This window comes from Paenibacillus ginsengarvi (genome assembly GCF_003626695.1).
In the GTDB taxonomy this organism is placed as follows: Bacteria; Bacillota; Bacilli; order Paenibacillales; family NBRC-103111; genus Paenibacillus_AB; species Paenibacillus_AB ginsengarvi.
On record NZ_RBAH01000005.1, the window covers coordinates 218622 to 236376 of the forward strand.

The following is a 17755-nucleotide window of genomic DNA, read 5'->3' on the forward strand; positions in this document are numbered from 1 at the left end:
GCAAGAAGTAAATGGAAAAAGCCCCCAAAACCGCTCGGCGAGCGGGATTGGAGGCTTTTTCGCGCCGCCTGCGCGCAGTTCGGAAGCGGCTGACGTTATCACAGCTTGCCTAGCGCCCTACGCACGATATCGCGGCGTTCGCGAATATACGAGCGTATGAACTCGGGCTCGCCGTCGAAGACGTTTGTCGCCCACGGCCGGGAGCCGTCGGCAAGGATGCTGGAGCGAATCGAGTCATGCATGCTGCTTATAATAGGCATCATGCGCTCTTCCGTAAACGTATCGTCCAGCAGCCGGGCGAGCAGGTCCCGGTACTCGCCGCGAAGGCGCGCATCGGACAGCACCGTTTCGGTAAGCGCATTATACCCCGTAATCCGCACCAGGTCGCTGGCGCACGGCTTGCCGTAGCAGTTTCGCCCCCATGTTCCCTCGTAGTCCCACGGAATGATCCTATATTTCCCCGAGCGGCCGTGCTCGTAGAGCGCATAGTTCTGATCGAAGCCGTCGTAATTGCCGGTCAGCACCGCCCCGGCCAGCCAGCGCAAATAGTTGTCGGTATCGAGCCTGCGCCGCAGATGGGCGTGCAGCCGGCCCCCCTCGAGCTGATGAAGCCGCCCTATAAACCGGCTTAACCGCAAGCGGCCTTCACTTGTGCCGATCACCTGCCTGTAGCCCTCGAGCAGCGATTTTTTCCGGCGTCCGGTTTCCGGGCTAATTCGCGAGAAGTTGGCGCTGTCGTTATCCGCATATACGAGCGTCCGGACCGGAATACGCCGGCGATTGAAAAAAGAACGGTTCACCGCCTCGATCAGCAAATAAACGCCCTCGTTTCGCCCGTTAATCCGCAAGATGCAATGTCGCGTAGTCGGGCTTGGAACGCGGATCATCCTGAAAAAACGGAACGACAAGGCGTTGCGCATCATGGAAGGATCGTCATATTCGGCGTTAAAATGATACGTTTTACCGCCGATGCGCATTTCGTACGATTTCTTCGGATAATTCCGCGTGTGGCCTCCCCGGTAGCGGATGCGCATCGGAACTTGCAGGTTGTTGTATAGGAGAAAACCGCGAACGAACGTTCCGTTCCATATGTTTTTGGCCATCCGTTTTGTTTCGGCCGCTCCAATGGTAATCGCGTATTCTGGAAGTGCCATAACGATCGGATCCGCCTTTCCTTGAAGAAGAACAGCCTACCCCTATGCGGGTAGGCTGTTGTGGATACGATATGCGGAATGGACCGCAAGCGTTACGGCCATTGCCCATTTTGCGCGTATATCAGGATAGGACGAACCGTCCATTCGGAAAATCGCCATAGCGATCGACGACGTTCGTAACTTATTTGCGATGTTTGCATCCGCATGTTTTACGGTGCTTCGAACGGTGCGGCTTGACTTTCGGCTTGCATACCGGTTTTGGTTTACACCGGCTGCGCTTGCCGCCGGTATTGTGGCCGAGCGTTTTATGCCCTTCCGTAAAGCTGCCGAGTGTCCGGTGCCCTTCCGTATGGTGACCGCCGGTATGGTGACCGCCGGTACGGTGACCGCCCGTTTTGTGACCACCCGTTTTGTGACCGCCCGTTTTGTGACCGCCGGTACGGTGCCCTTCCGTGCGACTGCCGTGGGAGGCCCAGTTCGGATTGAAGCCGGGACTCCTGTCCTGGAGCCACATATTGTACAGCAGATCGGGAACGTTGTTGATCGTCGGCATCGTGTCGTCTCCTCCTTTCCCTAAGGGAGTGGTATATGTTATGACCTGTCCGGGCGTTTTGGTTCGGGTCACCTGTCGGTACGTCCAAAAATGTATATTTGTATCCCTGGCGGATGCCCGGAATGGGCGCGGCTTTCCTGCGCTTTTCGGATGAAAGTGTGACCTTAGGCTGGGTGAACGCATATGTTACAGATGACTATTCCCGTAAAGAAAGGTGACCCGGATGAAAAAGAACAAACCAGGCGAAGGATCGAGACGTGGCAAGCAATCCGGTCAGCGGATATACAACGCTAGCACGAACGAGCTTAGCTGGCTGGACGACGATAAAGACGCGAAAGTACAGCGCAAGAAAAAAGAGGGAACGGAAGAAGTTGCGAATAAGCCGGCCGAGTCGCAAAAGGGTGATACCCCGATGCCTAAGGAAGATACGGAAGTAGCCTCGATCGCCTCCGTTCTAACGCCAGAAGCACCGGCAATTCCGGAAACTCCCACAATTCCGACCATTCGGCATGACGAACGATTGCCCATTATTCCCGATCATGTCGATGAACCCCGCCAAGTTTCCGCTCCCCAGGTCGAAATGTTCCCCGAGCCGTCGGATATATCTCCGGTGCTGCTGCTGTTCGAGCGGGCGCAGCATGAGAATGTAGCCGTCGTCTACACGGACGATATCGTCGACGAAGCGATAACGAACGAAAAAATCGCGAATCGCGCGATCGACAGCACCAAAATCAAGCCGAACGCGATCAGCCGCGATTCGATTGCCGATTATGCGATCGACAATACGAAGCTGGCCGAATCAAGCGTGACGACAAGCAAAATCGCTCCGGCTTCGATCGAAGACAAACATATTGTGCACAATACGATATCCGGCCGGAAGCTGAAGCCGAAATCAATCGGCGGTGACAAGCTGATCGATGGCAGCATCACGTCGGAGAAGCTGGCCGATAAAACAATCGATTCGATGAAAATCGCCGAAGGCTCGATCGAACCGAAACATTTGCATAAGATGAGCATCTCGACCGATCTGATCCAAGACCAGGCGATCGTCGGCGATAAGATCAAAAGCGGCTCGATCGGTTCCCTTCAGCTGGCGAACGGTTCTGTCAATTCCGCCAAAATTGCCGACGGCGCCATTTTGTCGGAGAAGCTCCGCGAGGGTGCGGTTACACCCGAGAAGCTGGCGGAGTCCAGCGTCGGCTCGCTGCACGTGCAGAAGGGAGCGATTGTGGGGGAGCATATAGCGGTTGGGGCGCTTTCCGCAGAGCATTTGTCGGCAAACAGCGTTCAGGCCGAGCACATGACGGCAGAAGCGATTCAAACCGCTCACCTGGCGCCGAAGGCGGTAACGGCCGACAAGCTGGAGACGGAATCCGTCGGCTCGCGGCATCTGCAGCAGCAGTCGGTGTTATCCTCGCACCTGGCGCCGTCATCCGTACTCGAAAAGCAGCTAGGGGCCGAAGCGGTATCAACGGCAAAGCTGGCGCCGCAGTCCGTAACGACGGAACGTCTGCAGGACGGGGCCGTAACGGCCGCGAAGATGGCGGACGGGGCGGTCACGACGTCAAGGCTCGCCGGAGAATCGGTAACAAGCGAAAAAATCGCCGCCAGGGCGGTTGAGCGCCGCCATTTATCGCCGGCGTCGGTAAGCACGGAAGAAATTGAGGCGGAGTCGGTCGGGGAGACCGAGCTGGCGCCGTCGAGCGTATCGACCGTCAAGCTGCAGAACGACGCCGTTACGGAGCAGAAGATGGCGGACGGATCGGTCACCTCGCGGAAGCTCGCTCCGGGTGCTGTGACGAAGGATCATCTGGCGGACGGGGCGGTTACGTCGGAACTGCTTGCCGGGGGTTCGGTCCAGCCGAAACATATAAGCGGCGGCGCGATCGGCAGCGAGCATCTGCAGAAAAATGCAGTCGGCACCGAAGCGGTTCAGGATTACTCGATTACATGGAACAAAATCGCGCTCGGATCGATTACGCGCAACCATCTCGTACTTGGCACCGTGTATACGCATCATGTCGTCGACCATGCGATTACGACTTCCAAACTGGCGCCGGAGGCGGTATCTACCGACAAATTGACGGATCTCGCCGTTACCTCCTCGAAACTGGCCGACGGCAACGTCACGTCCGCCAAGCTGGCCGCTGCTGCGGTCAGAAGTGCGCATTTAGCCGACGGATCGGTGCTGTCCGAGCATTTATCCCCAGGCGTCATTCAGAGCGAATTGCTGGCGGCTCATTCGGTAGGAGCGGAGCATTTGCGAGACGAATCCGTCATCGATAAGGCGATCATGGACGGGGCCGTTACGACCGGGAAGCTGGCGGACGGCGCCGTAGACGGTAGCAAAATCAGACGCTCGGCGGTGACGGGCAGCCACCTTGCGGTCGAATCGATCACGGGCGTCCACGTGCAGCGCGAAGCGATAACCGGGGATCATATCGCCCCCGGGACGATCGACGGCGACCGTTTGCAACCGGGCGCCATCACGAACGGGAAACTGGCGAAGGGAAGCGTAGACAGCGAAACGATCCGGGCGGCCTCCGTACGGCGAGTGCATCTGGCCGCCGGCGAAGTGACGGCGGATGCGGTCGGCGCCGGCGAGATCGGCTCGCAGCATTTGGCTGCCGGATCGGTCCAGGACAGTCACTTGGCCGAGCGGGCGGTCGCGGAGTCGCATCTGCAGGATCAATCGGTCTCGACAGCGAAGCTGCAGGCCGGCTCTGTCACCGAGCTTCAGCTCGCCCCGCGTTCGGTGACCTCGCAGAAGCTGGCGGCGGGCAGCGTAGGCAGCGAGCATGTGAGACCGGAATCGATTCGCGGCGGCCATCTGCATGCGGAGACGGTCCAAGGCGCCCATATCGAGAAACTGACGCTGCGGACGGAGCATTATGGGCCGGAGAGCATCACCGGCGACAAGCTGGCTGAGGAGGCTGTCGGCACGAATCATTTGGGCGACGGGGTCGTCACCGGAGAGAAGCTGGCGCCGGAGTCGATAGGTAAAGAGCATCTGCTGAACGAATCGATCGAATCCCGTCATTTAAGCGACGGTGTGGTGGCGGAGGAGCATATTCAGGAAGGGGCAATTTCCACGGGCATGCTGCAGGACGAAGCGGTTACGTCCGACAAGCTAGCCCCGGGCTCGGTTACCCCCGACAAGCTGGGATCCGACGCTTTAGGCGGCGATAAGCTGGCCCCGAACGCGATCGAAAGCCGCCATATACGCCGGGAGGCGATACAGGCGTACCATATCGGCAAAGGCGCTATTCATAACGAGCATCTTTCCGGTCTGGAATGGCTGCCGGCCCGGCTGCCCGACGGCGCTATATCCGGAGTCAAGCTGCAGGGGTATTCCGTTACGTCGAAGCAGCTCGCGGCAGACAGCGTGACGGCGGATCAGCTGGCAGCAGGCAGTGTAACGGCGGAGAAGCTGGATGCGGATAGCGTGACGACGTCGAAGCTGGCGAATAAGGCAGTGACGAACGACAAGCTGGCGGACGGAGCCGTCACGCGGGCGAATATTGCTCCGGGAAGCATCGTGAGCGGCCATATTCATCGCGAGACGATTCAAGGCCATCACCTTGTCAAAGGGACGATCGACGTCGAGCATTTAAGCAGCGTAGACCGGATCGCGGCAGGTTTGTCCACAGGCAGCATCACCGGGGAGAAGCTGGCGGACGGGGCGGTTACGTCGAAGCAATTGGCCATCGAAAGCGTTGAGGCCGAACAATTGGCGGCGAATAGCGTAACGACGGCAAAGCTGGCGGCTGGGGCCGTGACGGCCGATAAGCTTGGATACGGAGCCGTTACCGGACCGGCAATCGCTGCGGACAGCGTCGATGGCGATCATCTCCGATCCGAGACGATCGAGGGTCGCCATATTGCCTGGGGTGCGATCACAAGCGGCCATCTGAGCGGCGTCGATTGGGTTGCCGACCGGCTGTCCGACGCGACGATCGCGGGGAGCAAGCTGAAGCCGGGGACGATCGAATCCGTTCATCTGGCGGACGGGAGCGTCGGCGCCGGAGCGCTCGCGCCGAACAGCGTTGTAACGGAAAAACTGGCAGGAGGCGCGGTTACGTCCGACAAACTGGCAGACGGTGCCGTAACAGGGGCGGCGATTGCCCGGGACAGCATCGAGGGCGGCCATATTGTTCCAGAGACGATCCGCGATTACCATCTGGCCAAAGGCGCCGTCACCAGTGTGCATGTGGACAGCGTCGAGTGGATTATCGATCGTTTGTCCGACGAGACGGTTCCCGGAAACAAGCTGCAAGCGGGAACGGTGACGTCGCAGCAACTGGCGGCCGGCAGCGTCGGAACGGAGCAGCTTGCAGATGAAAGTGTAACGGCTGAGCAGCTCGCGACCGGTGCGGTGACGTCCGGGAAGCTGGCGGACGGAAGCGTAACGGGCGAGGCGATCGCGGAAGCGAGCATCGCGGGCGAGCATGTCCGTCTGGAAGCGATCCAGGGTGGTCACATCGCAAGAGGAGCCATTGCAAGTGAGCATCTGGGCAGCGTCGACTGGATCGCGGACCGCTTGACGGACGGAACGATAGCCGGAAGCAAGCTGGAAGCGGGAACGGTGACGTCGCAGCAACTGGCGGCCGGCAGCGTCGGAACGGAGCAGCTTGCAGGTGAAAGTGTAACGGCGGAGCAGCTCGCGACCGGTGCGGTGACGTCCGGGAAGCTGGCGGCCGGAAGCGTAACGGGCGAGGCGATCGCGGAAGCGAGCATCGCGGGCGAGCATGTCCGTCTGGAAGCGATCCAGGGCGGTCACATCGCAAGAGGAGCCATTGCAAGTGAGCATCTGGGCAGCGTCGACTGGATCGCGGACCGCTTGACGGACGGAACGATAGCCGGAAGCAAGCTGGAAGCGGGAACGGTAACGTCGCGGCAACTGGCGGCCGGCAGCGTCGGAACGGAGCAGCTTGCAGGTGAAAGTGTGACGGCGGAGCAGCTCGCGACCGGTGCGGTGACGTCCGGGAAGCTGGCCGGCGGTTCTGTCACGAGCGAGGCGATCGCGGAAGCAAGCATAACGGGCGAGCATATTCGGCAGGAAGCGATCGAGGGAAGTCACATCGCAAGAGGAGCCATCGCAAGCGAGCATCTGGGCGGCGTCGACTGGATCGCGGATCGCTTGACGGACGGTTCGGTAGCCGGAAACAAGCTGCAAGCGGGGACGGTGACGTCTCGGCAGCTGGCGGCCGGCAGCGTCGGAACGGAGCAGCTTGCCAGTGAAAGCGTGACGGCGGAGCGGCTCGCCGCCGGTGCGGTGACGTCCGGGAAGCTGGCGGACGGAAGCGTAACAGGCGAGGCGATCGCGGAAGCGAGCATCGCCGGCGAGCATGTCCGTCGGGAAGCGATCCAGGGCGGTCACATCGCGAGAGGAGCCGTCGCAAGCGAGCATCTGGGCAGCGTCGACTGGATCGCGGATCGCTTGGCGGACGGTTCGATAGCCGGAAGCAAGCTGCAAGCGGAAACGGTGACGTCGCAGCAGCTGGCGGCCGGCAGCGTAGGGACGGAGCAGCTTGCCGGCGAAAGCGTGACGGCGGAGCGGCTCGCGACCGGTGCGGTGACGTCCGGGAAGCTGGCCGTCGGTGCGGTCACGAGCGAGGCGATCGCGGAAGCAAGCATCGCGGGCGCGCATATTCGGCAGGAAGCGATCCAGGGAAGTCACATCGCAAGAGGAGCCATCGCGAGCGAGCATCTGGGCGGCGTCGACTGGATCGCGGATCGCTTGACGGACGGCACAATAGCCGGAAGCAAGCTGGAAGCGGGAACGGTCGGGGCGGCGCAGCTGGCGGCCGGCAGTGTGGGGACGGAGCAGCTTGCGGGGGAAAGCATCACAACGGAAAAGCTGCTCGATTGGGCGGTTACGGCCGAGAAGCTTGCCGGCGGTTCCGTCACGGGAGCGGCGATCGCGAGAGATACGATCATTGGGGAGCATATTCGCTCGGGAGCGGTCGAGGGTGGTCATATCGCAAGAGGGGCGATCGAGAGCGAGCATCTGGGCAGCGTCGACTGGATAGCGGACCGTTTGACGGACGGATCGGTAGCCGGAAGCAAGCTGCAGGCGGGAACGGTCGGAACGGAGCAGCTGGCGGCCGGCAGCGTAGGGACGGAGCAACTCGCCGGCGAAAGCGTAACGGCGGAGCGGCTCGCGACCGGTGCGGTGACGTCCGGCAAGCTTGCGGCCGGGAGCGTCACGGGCGAGGCGATCGCGGAAGCGAGTATTGCGGGTGCGCATATTCGCGAGGAAGCGATCGAGGGCGGTCATATCGCAAGAGGAGCCATCGAGAGCGAGCATCTGGGCAGCGTCGACTGGATAGCGGACCGTTTGACGGACGGGACGGTAGCCGGAAGCAAGCTGCAGGCGGGAACGGTCGGCATGGGGCAGTTGGCGCCGGAATGTATCGGTACGGGACATTTGACGAACGACAGCGTTACGTCCGACAAACTGGCCAGCCGGGCCGTCACGTCCGACAAACTCGCTTCGCGTTCGGTTACCGGGGCGATTCTGGCTTCGGATAGCGTCGAGGCGCTTCATATTCGCGACGGTTCGATTCACAGCCGCCATATCGAGCCGGGTTCGATCGAGCCGTACCATTTGAAAGGTTTCAAGCTGCAACAGGAGGCCGGCTGGCCGGTTCAGGAAGCAGCGAGGCCGGCCGGACCGATGCCATCGTCCGCTGACGAAAGGCCGCTTGCCGACAAGTCGGTCACCGGGGCGATGCTCGCGGACGGAACCGTCTCTTCCGCCAAGCTGGCGCCCGAAGCCGTGCGTGGGGAGCATGTGGCGGAGCGGTCCATCGATACCGGCAAGCTGGACTTTTCTCCGGTGAGGACGGCTGCCGCGGCGGGTGTCGCCCTGCAGCAGTTCGGCATCATTCCGTTTCAGTTCCCGATTCACGCCGAAACGGTCAGTATCGAGGTCGCTTTCGACGAGCCGTTCGCTGCTTCGAGCTACGTGCTTGTCGCGATGACCAATCATCCGGCCTGCTATGCCGTACTGAAAGCCCAGACGGAACAAACCGCCACGATCGAAATTGTGCGCACGAAGTTCACACCGGAGCCTTCGGGCATCGTGAACTGGATCGCCATAGGGACTAAAGCTTAACCAGCCGATAAGCGGCTGCAACGAAAGCTTCCAAATCCGTGTTTCCTGCGGATTTGGAAGCTTCTTTAGGTTGGCTTCGCAAAGCCCTTTTTATCGGACAATCGGCAGATGCCCTTCCGCCAGATGCGGATTTTCATAAACTGACTGGTAAGAAAAGCTTCCGATCGAAGCAATTCGAAGATGAGCATCCGTGCCCCAAAGGTAGCCTTTCTTGCGAACCGGATGTGGAGCCCTGCGGGCATCCATTCCGGATTCTAAAGAAAAGCTTCCGATCGAAGCAATTCGAAGATGAGCATTCGTGCCTTAAAGGTAGCCTTTCTTGCGAACCGGATGTGGAGCCCTGCGGACATCCATTCCGGATTCTAAAGAAAAGCTTCCGATCGAAGCAATCCTCCCCACCCCGATCGGAACATTCTCGCAAAACAACTGAAGACGGAGTAGATAGCTCGAAACCAGTCCCCTGATCAATCGGAGGTGAATGATGTTGAAGTCGCGCGCGGGTAAGCAGGCATGGCGAAGAAGGTCTCCCGCCGGCGCGGTACGGAAAGCGCAGCCGCCCGGTTCTGTGGCGGTTGCGCCAGTAGTGTCCGTCGTCATCCCGGTCGTTAACGAGCGGAGGACGATCGCGCAAGTGATTCGGCAGGCGTTCGCCGTTCACCGAAATACGGAAGTAATTGTCGTCGCCAACGGCACGACGGACGGCTCGGGTAAAATCGCCGAGTCGCTCGGTGCCCGGGTGCTGTATTATCCCGAGCCGCTGGGCCATGATGTCGGGCGAAGCATCGGTGCGAAGGAAGCAAAGGGATCGATCGTTTTGTTTACGGACGGCGATATCGTCATCTCCTTCAAAGATATGGTGCCGCTGGTCAAAGCGGTTGAAAACGGGGTCGATATCGCGCTGAACAGCTATTTGGGACCGGTCGATAAAATGAGCGTTCACGGCGTCGTCCTCGCCAAGCATGCGCTCAACATTGCGCTTTCCCGTCCGGAGCTGAAGGGCGCTTCGATGACGGCGATCCCGCATGCGCTCAGCCGCAAGGCGCTTGAAGCGATCGGCCACGAGCATTTGGCGGTTCCGCCGAAGGCGCAAGCGGTCGGCATATGCCGGGGGCTCGACGTGCGGGCGGTTCATTATATCGACGTAGGCCGGACGAACCGGATACGAAGAAGAAGGCAGGGCGGTGATCCGCTCGAAGGGCTGATTGTCGGCGATCATCTGGAGGCGCTCGAATGGTACGTTCGGGCGACGAGCGAACGCGGAAAGAAACCGGATTTGACGAGAGTGAGGGAAATCGTGAGGTGAGTTCATGACTCGCATACGTAAACGCCGCAGACGAAATACCGCGCCTTTGCCTAAGAGGCGGTTGCGGCGATTCGGCCGCAGAGGCGCGTGGAAAGGAAGGCGAGGCGGAGGGCGGCGCAAATCGGCCGATTCCGCCGGAGGAAGCCTGGCGGCATCAAGCTGGCTGCTGCAGCGGGCCTACGAGGCTGGTGCGCTTGCGGCACTTCGGCCCGCAGCCGGAGAGGAGACGCCGCTTGCGGCCGTCAACCGGCTCTGGAACGATTGGCGAACGGAGAACGGCCCCGTGCCGCTGAAGTGGAGCGCCTACCATGATGTAGCGGCGAAATTTGTCGCCGGTTTTGAAAGCGGCAGAGGGGTTAGGCTGGAAGGTCCGGCGCTCGTGCCGACGAGAAAAACGATCGGGGCGGTCGTCACCGCGATGAACGAGGAGAAGGCGCTCCCCGGCGTGCTGCACCAGCTTGACCGTCTGCCGCTCGACGAGCTGGTCATCGTCGTGAACGGCTCCACCGACCAAACGTTCTGGAACGCTAGAAGACCGGGCAAAGCGGTTATCGTCCATTATGTCCGCCCGCTCGGACACGATGTCGGCCGCGCCGTCGGAGCCAAGCTCATTTCGGCGGATATCGTTTTGTTTTTGGACGGCGACTTTCCGATTTTCGCCGAGCATCTGGTCCCTTTTATCGATGCGATCGATAAAGGAACCGACGTTGCGCTGAACGACATAACGCCGTATATCGATGTTTTCGCCAGACGCGATCAAGTGACGATCGTCAAGGAAATGCTGAACCGGGCGGTAGGGCGGCCGGACCTGGGGGCAAGCTCGATGACCGCGGTGCCGCATGCTTTATCGCGCAAGGCGATCGAAACGATCGGCTGCGCCAATCTGATGGTGCCGCCGAAGGCGCAGGCGATAGCCGTACGGGACGGCTTGAAGGTAGAGGCGGCGATGAGCGTGGACGTTATCTCGAAGAACAGGGTGCGGGACAAAAATACCGGCGCAGCCAACCCGGTCGCCGATCTGATCGTCGGAGATCATCTGGAGGCGCTGGGGCTGCTGTTCCAGCGCGAGGGGGCCCGGCTGCACGAGGCGGACCACATGCGCAACCGGAGCGAGCTCGGGAGGGCTTCCTCATGAGCCTGACGAGCATCATCATTCCGACTTACAACGAGGTCATGCTGCTGCGCGAATGTATTCACGCGATTGAGACGTATACCGATACCCCGTACGAAATTGTTGTCGTCGACAACGGATCAACCGACGGTACGGTCGAATATTGTTTGAAAAAGCCGGTCACGCTTGTTTCCCTTGCGGGAAACAGGGGCTTTCCGGCGGCATGCAACTTCGGGCTGAAGGCGGCAAGCGGAAGCGAGCTGCTGCTGCTCAACAACGACGTCGTCGTATCCCACTCGTGGCTGGCCAATTTGCGGCGATGCCTGCACAGCAGCGAAACGGTCGGCATCGTCGGACCGCGTACGAACTATGCGAGCGGACGGCAGCAGATGGATCTTTCGTACGGCAGCTTGCCTGAGTTTCAGGAAATGGCGCTGTCGTCGCTGAATAAGCCCGACCCCGGCAAATGGTTCGAGGTAAACCGCATTGTCGGACTATGCTTTCTGTTCCGGCGCGAGCTGATGGAGCGCATCGGCCTTCTCGACGAACGGTTCTCTCCCGGCCATTACGAGGACGACGATTACTGCTACCGGGCGCGGCTTGCGGGATACCGTCTGCTCGTTGCCGGCGACACGGTCGTTCATCATCACGGCAGCGTCAGCTTCCGGAAGCAGGGGCAGAACCGGATGGATGAGCTCGTGGAGAGCAACTACCATAAATTCGTCGAGAAGTGGGGCGTCGATCCGAGATCGTTTATATGAACGAAAACGGCATGTAGAAGTTATTTACGAAACTTCGCCTTGGCGCGGAAAGGGTGGAGAGCTGTGAAAGGCGTTATTTTGGCGGGAGGTACCGGAACGCGTCTGGCTCCGCTGACGAAGCTGGTCAACAAGCATTTGCTGCCTGCCGGGAAGTTTCCGATGATCCACTATGCGGTCGCGAAGCTGGCGTCAGCCGGCATCGAAGAGATCCTGCTCGTCATAGGCAAACAGTCCGCGGGCCTGTTTATCGACTACTTGGGAAGCGGCAAGCCGTGGGGCGTTCGGCTCACCTACCGCATCCAGGAGGAGGCCGGGGGGATCGCGCAGGGTCTCTCGCTGGCGGAAGGGTTCGTAGCTCCGGGGGAGAAAATGGTCGTGCTGCTCGGCGACAACTTGTTCGAGGGCGATCTGTCGCCGTTCGTGGGCCAGTTCGCCCGGCAGGAACAGGGGGCAATGGTCATGCTCAAGGAAGCGGACGATCTGCATCGCTACGGCGTTCCTGTGTTTTTGCGCGACAGCATCATATTTATCGAGGAAAAGCCGTCTACGCCGAAGTCCGGCTACTGCGTGACCGGCGTGTATATGTACGATGCCGGCGTGTTCGATCGAATTCGCCAAGTCCGGCCGTCGCAGCGCGGCGAGCTGGAAATTACCGACGTGAACAATATGTATGCGATGGAAGGAAAGCTCCAGTACGGCGTTTTGACCGGCTGGTGGACGGATGCCGGCACGTTCGCATCGCTCCGGGAAGCGGGAGAGAAGCTGTCGGACGGCAGGGGCGGCCCGTCATGAAACGATACGATTACGTCGTTATCGGCGCCGGCATCGTTGGCCTGACGATCGCGCTCGAGCTGAAGCGCAGATACCCGGAAGCGGCTATCGCCGTCGCGGAGAAAGAGCAGGACGTCGCCTTCCACGCCAGCGGGCGAAACAGCGGCGTCCTGCACGCCGGCTTTTATTATACCGCGAACAGCCTGAAGGCCAAGTTTACCAAGGAAGGCAACCGCGAGATGCAGATGTACTGCGCCAGCCGGGGGATTGCCGTCAACCATTGCGGCAAGCTGGTCGTGGCGAGCGACGAGGAGGAGCTGGCCGGGCTGGAGGAGCTGAAGCGGCGCGGAGACGTAAACGGCGTCGAGCTGCTGTGGAAAACCGAGGAGGAAGCGCGGAGCATCGATCCGAACGCCCGCACGTACCGCAAGGCGCTTTACTCGCCGTCCACCGCTACAGTCGATCCGCTCGAGGTGTGCCTGTCGATGAAGCGCGATGCAATCGCGCTCGGCGTCGAGTTTCATTTTAACGCGAGGTATGAAGGAAAGTGGGAGGAAGGCATCCGCACCGGCCAGGGACCGATCCGCGCGGACTATGTCGTGAGCGCCGCCGGACTGTATGCCGACCGCATTGCCAGAGACTACGGCTTCGGCACGCGGTATACGATCATCCCGTTCAAGGGCGTTTACGTGAAATACGCAAAAAATAAAACCGACATCCGCACGAACATTTATCCGGTGCCGAATCTCGCAAATCCGTTTCTCGGCGTCCATTATACGAAAACGGTCGATGGCGGCATCAAAATAGGCCCTACGGCGATTCCGGCTTTTTGGCGCGAGCAGTATCGCGGCTTTTCGCGTTTCCGGCTTGGCGAGTTTATGACGATTTTGTTTTACGAGGCGAAGCTGTTTCTGACCAATTCGTTCGGCTTCCGCCGGCTCGCTTTTCAAGAGATGCGCAAATATGTGAAGCCGCATTTCGTCCGGCTGTCGATGAAGCTGGCGAGAGGGGTGGACCCGCGCGGCTTCGGCCCCTACTTAAGACCCGGCATCCGCGCCCAACTGCTGGACAAAACAACGCTGAAGCTCGTGCAGGACTTTATCGTGGAAGGGGATGCCCGCTCGATGCATGTGCTGAACGCCGTATCGCCGGCATTCACGTGCTCCATCCCGTTCGCAAGATATGTTGTCGATACGATTGAGGCTGCAAGGGCAGCGGCGAACCATTCGGAATCGGGAGGATGAAAACCGCATCATGAAGCTGATCGAAACGAAACTGTCCGGGGTTGTGCTGCTGGAGCCGGTCGTCCATGGCGACCACCGCGGCTATTTTATGGAGAGTTATACCCGCAGCAAGCTGGAGGAGATTGGACATGGCTACGACTTTGTGCAGGATAACCAGTCGTTGTCGGTGCAGGCGGGAGTTGTCAGAGGGCTTCACTACCAGCTCGCGCCGAAAGCGCAAACGAAGCTGGTCCGGGTGCTGACGGGAGCCGTGTACGACGTCGTCGTCGATATTCGCAAAGGCTCGCCTACGTACGGCGAGTGGATCGGCGTCGTTTTGAGCGAAGACAACAAACGGCAAATTGTCGTGCCGAAAGGATTCGCCCACGGCATCTGCACGCTAGTGCAAAATACGCAGCTTTTATACAAGGTGGACGAATACTACTCGCCCGCGCACGACCGGGGCATCCGCTGGAACGATCCGGCGTTAGGCATCGACTGGCCGATAGCGTCGCCCGTCATCTCCGCCAAAGACGACGCCCAGCCTTTTCTCGCGGATGCGGAGAACAACTTTGTATATGGGGAGGGACATTCATGAGCACGGTATTAGTAACGGGTGCCGGCGGATATATCGGGTCTGTGCTCGTGCCGAAGCTGCTTGCGAAAGGGTACAGGGTGAAGGCGCTGGACCGGTTCTTTTTCGGAGCCGACAAGCTGGAGCCGCATCCGAATCTCGTTACCATTACGGAAGACAGCCGGCGTATTCCCGAGGAGCATTTCGCCGAGGTGGACGCTGTGATCGATCTGGTCGCCTTGTCGAACGACCCGAGCGGCGAACGGTTCCGCGAGGCGACGTACCAGATCAACCATATTTCGCGGACGCGAACGGCGCTTCTGGCGAAGCGGCTGGGAGCGAAGCGGTATATCCTTCCTTCGACCTGCAGCATATACGGCTTCCAAGATTCGGATACCGTCGCCCGTGAACAGTCGCCGTCCAATCCGCTTTCCACGTACGCCAAAGCGAACGAAATGGCGGAGAACAGCATCTTGCCGCTGGCGGACGACCGGTTCACCGTCGTCGTGATGCGTCAGGCGACCGTGTTCGGATTTTCGCCGCGGATGCGGTTCGACCTCGCGATTAACGGCATGACGCTGGGCGCCTGGAAGAGCGGCGTCATCCCGCTGATGAAGGACGGTACGCAGTGGCGGCCGTTCGTCCATGTGCAGGATACGACCGACGTTATGCTTCTGCTGCTGGAAGCCGATCCGAAGGCGGTAAACGGCCACATTTTCAACGTCGGCTCGAACGAAGGCAACTACCAGCTCGGTCCGCTCGGCGAATCGATCGCAAGCGCCCTGCCGAAGCGCGTCGACATCGAATGGTACGGAGAGGCCGATCACCGCTCGTACCGGGTAGGGTTCGACAAGATCGAACGGACGCTTGGCTGGAAGGCGAAATGGACCGCGGCAGACGGAGCGCTGGAAGTCTATAAGGCGCTGGAGGCGGGGGCTGTGCCCGATCTGGCGCAGACGATTACGCTCGGCTGGTATCAGGAGCTGGTCAAGTGGCACCGCATTATCCGTCAGGCGGAGCTGTACGGGGGCATCATCGACATCGGGGGAGCGGATGGCCGATGAAACGAATCGCGCTGCTTGGCGCCGGCGGACAGCTCGGCACCGACATCCGGAGCGTCTTGGGCGCCGCGGCGTTCGAGCTGGTGCCGCTGTACCGCAAAGACCTCGACGTGGAGCGGCTTGAGCGGATCGGGCCGTTTCTACGCGGGCTTGGGAAGTTCGATGCACTCATCAATTGCACCTCGTATCACAAAACGGACGAATGCGAGGACTTTGCGGAGAAGTCGTTTGTCGTCAACGCCCTCGCTCCGCGGGAAATGGCCAAAGCTTGCGCCGAAGCCGGAGCGGTGCTGATTCACTTCACGACCGATTACGTTTTCGACGGCCGGAAGCGGACTCCTTACCGGGAGGAGGACGCCACGTCTCCGCTTAACGCTTACGGGATCTCGAAGGCGGCCGGGGAGCATTTTGTCACGGCGTTTCACGACAAGCATTTCATATTCCGGGTCTCTTCGCTGTTCGGAACGGCGGGCTCGAGCGGCAAAGGCGGCAACTTCGTGGAAACGATGCTGCGTATCGCCGGAGGCGGTTCGCCGCTGCGCGTCGTGGGCGATCAGATCATGTCGCCGACGCATACGCTCGACATCGCCGAAGCCGTCCGCACGTTTTTGACGGAAGACATTACCGATTACGGCCTGTATCACTGCTCCGGGGAAGGCGAGTGCAGCTGGCACGACTTCGCCGCCGAAATTTTTCGCCAGCGCGGCATCGCCGCAGCCTTGCGCCAAGTCGCCAGCTCGGACTATCCCGCGAAGGCGAGAAGGCCGTCTTACAGTGTGCTGGACAACGCCAAGCTGAGCCGGTTCCATCCGATGCCGCATTGGACGGACGCGCTGCAGCGCTACTTCCGGCACAAATACAATAGAGGCTAGCATACAGGAGAACAGGAGGTGGACGCATGCGCCGGCGGAAAGGGCGGATAAGCAAAACGGCGCCGCTTCGGGACGAAGGAGCGGCCGGTTGGGAAAATGGTTATTTGGAGGGCAGGAGCGACGGCTATCATTACGGGCTGTGTGAATCGATCTATGCGCGGGCCGCGCCGGAAGCTGCTCCTTCGCGCAATATCAAGGTGCTGTACGTCAAGGCGGAAGGCTCGCCTTATGCCTCTCTGGATCAAGGGATCGAGGAGGCGCTCCGGGCGTCGGTAAGGGAAGTGGTCGTCGCGTCGCCGAACGACGATGTGGCGCAACTGGCCGAGGCGGCGAATCCGGATCTCGTGCTCGTGCTCGACGCGGCGGGATGTTCCTTTAAGACCGAGCAGGTCGACCGGATGCGGGACGGCGGTTTGCTGACGGCGGTCTGGCTTCCCGACGACCCGTACCATTCGGACGCCACGGCGGACATCGCCCGGCATTACGATTATGTGTTCACGATTGAGGCGAACTGCGTCTCGATGTACCGCGACATCGGCTGCTGCCGGGTGTTTCATCTGCCCTTCGGCGTTAATCCGGGCTTTACCCGGCATGTGCGGGTCGATGAAACGTATCGCCACGACATTTGCTTTGTAGGCAGCGCGTTCTGGAACCGGGTCGCTTACTTCGACGAAATCGCCGATTATTTGGCGGCGAAGCGGGTTAAGATTATCGGCTATTGGTGGGAACGGCTGCGCCAGTACGAGAAGCTGGCGAGCCGGATCGAAGGGGTCTGGATGAGTCCGGAGGAGACGGCCAAATATTATAGCGGAGCGAAGATCGTCATCAACCTGCACCGGTCGGCGGACGATAAGTCCCATAACAGCAACAGCCGGAACGTGCCGGCTCACTCGGTCAATCCGCGCTTGTTCGAGATCGCTTCGTGCGCCGCGTTTCAGCTCGTGGACAATCGGCCGGAGCTGTCTCAGTTTTACACGCCCGGGGTCGAGATCGCAACGTTCGAATCGCCAAGCGATCTGGTCGGCAAGCTCGACTATTATTTGACTCATGACGAGGAAAGGCGGGAAATCGCGAGAAGAGGCTTGTATCGGACGGTAAACGAGCACACGTACCGGAATCGGATTCAGCGTCTGCTGAGTGTAATATTCGGGTAACTTCGGGGGTCAGGGAGGCTATCTGCCTGTCGTGTGGCCAAACGGCAGGCAGCCGTGACCGCCCGAGCCGCCGTTTTGCCAAGTTGGATCGAAAGGGG

General features: G+C 60.3%; 12 protein-coding genes. 10 read left to right on the forward strand and 2 right to left on the reverse strand.

What is annotated here, in order from left to right; all coding sequences use genetic code 11:
- Positions 1–98 precede the first annotated feature (98 nt).
- On the reverse strand, positions 99–1154 hold the full coding sequence (locus tag D7M11_RS09315; protein ID WP_120746928.1) for a CotH kinase family protein: 1056 nt from the start codon (positions 1152–1154) through the stop codon (positions 99–101).
- Positions 1155–1335: 181 nt separating this feature from the next.
- Positions 1336–1707 (reverse strand): hypothetical protein, encoded by a 372-nt coding sequence (locus tag D7M11_RS09320; RefSeq protein ID WP_120746929.1) that lies wholly within the window; start codon positions 1705–1707, stop codon positions 1336–1338.
- Between the two features lie 223 nt (positions 1708–1930).
- Here D7M11_RS09320 and D7M11_RS09325 point away from each other — a divergent pair, with 223 nt between their 5' ends.
- The 10 genes from D7M11_RS09325 (at position 1931) to D7M11_RS09370 (ending at position 17657) form a co-directional block, all read left to right on the forward strand.
- Positions 1931–8827: a WIAG-tail domain gene (locus tag D7M11_RS09325; RefSeq protein WP_120746930.1), complete on the forward strand. Its 6897-nt coding sequence runs from the start codon at positions 1931–1933 to the stop codon at positions 8825–8827.
- Between the two features lie 478 nt (positions 8828–9305).
- On the forward strand, positions 9306–10130 hold the full coding sequence (locus D7M11_RS09330; RefSeq protein ID WP_240041021.1) for a glycosyltransferase family 2 protein: 825 nt from the start codon (positions 9306–9308) through the stop codon (positions 10128–10130).
- A 4-nt stretch (positions 10131–10134) separates the two neighbouring features.
- Positions 10135–11265 carry a glycosyltransferase family 2 protein gene (locus D7M11_RS09335; RefSeq protein WP_120746932.1) on the forward strand — a complete coding sequence of 377 codons (1131 nt, stop codon included), beginning with the start codon at positions 10135–10137 and terminating at the stop codon, positions 11263–11265.
- On the forward strand, positions 11262–12002 hold the full coding sequence (locus tag D7M11_RS09340) for a glycosyltransferase family 2 protein (RefSeq protein WP_120746933.1): 741 nt from the start codon (positions 11262–11264) through the stop codon (positions 12000–12002). Before D7M11_RS09335 ends, D7M11_RS09340 begins: the two co-directional genes overlap by 4 nt.
- A 63-nt stretch (positions 12003–12065) precedes the next feature.
- Positions 12066–12794: a sugar phosphate nucleotidyltransferase gene (locus tag D7M11_RS09345; RefSeq protein WP_120746934.1), complete on the forward strand. Its 729-nt coding sequence runs from the start codon at positions 12066–12068 to the stop codon at positions 12792–12794.
- A complete protein-coding gene (lhgO, locus tag D7M11_RS09350) occupies positions 12791–14017 on the forward strand; it encodes an L-2-hydroxyglutarate oxidase (protein WP_120746935.1) in 1227 nt (408 codons plus the stop codon). Before D7M11_RS09345 ends, lhgO begins: the two co-directional genes overlap by 4 nt.
- 10 nt (positions 14018–14027) lie before the next feature.
- The gene (gene rfbC, locus D7M11_RS09355) at positions 14028–14594 is read left to right on the forward strand and encodes a dTDP-4-dehydrorhamnose 3,5-epimerase (RefSeq protein ID WP_120746936.1); all 567 of its coding nucleotides are present in this window, start codon (positions 14028–14030) and stop codon (positions 14592–14594) included.
- Positions 14591–15634: an NAD-dependent epimerase/dehydratase family protein gene (locus tag D7M11_RS09360; protein ID WP_120746937.1), complete on the forward strand. Its 1044-nt coding sequence runs from the start codon at positions 14591–14593 to the stop codon at positions 15632–15634. Before rfbC ends, D7M11_RS09360 begins: the two co-directional genes overlap by 4 nt.
- Positions 15631–16503: a dTDP-4-dehydrorhamnose reductase gene (gene rfbD / locus D7M11_RS09365; RefSeq protein WP_120746938.1), complete on the forward strand. Its 873-nt coding sequence runs from the start codon at positions 15631–15633 to the stop codon at positions 16501–16503. Before D7M11_RS09360 ends, rfbD begins: the two co-directional genes overlap by 4 nt.
- Before the next feature lie 26 nt (positions 16504–16529).
- The gene (locus D7M11_RS09370) at positions 16530–17657 is read left to right on the forward strand and encodes a CgeB family protein (RefSeq protein WP_120746939.1); all 1128 of its coding nucleotides are present in this window, start codon (positions 16530–16532) and stop codon (positions 17655–17657) included.
- Positions 17658–17755 lie beyond the last annotated feature (98 nt).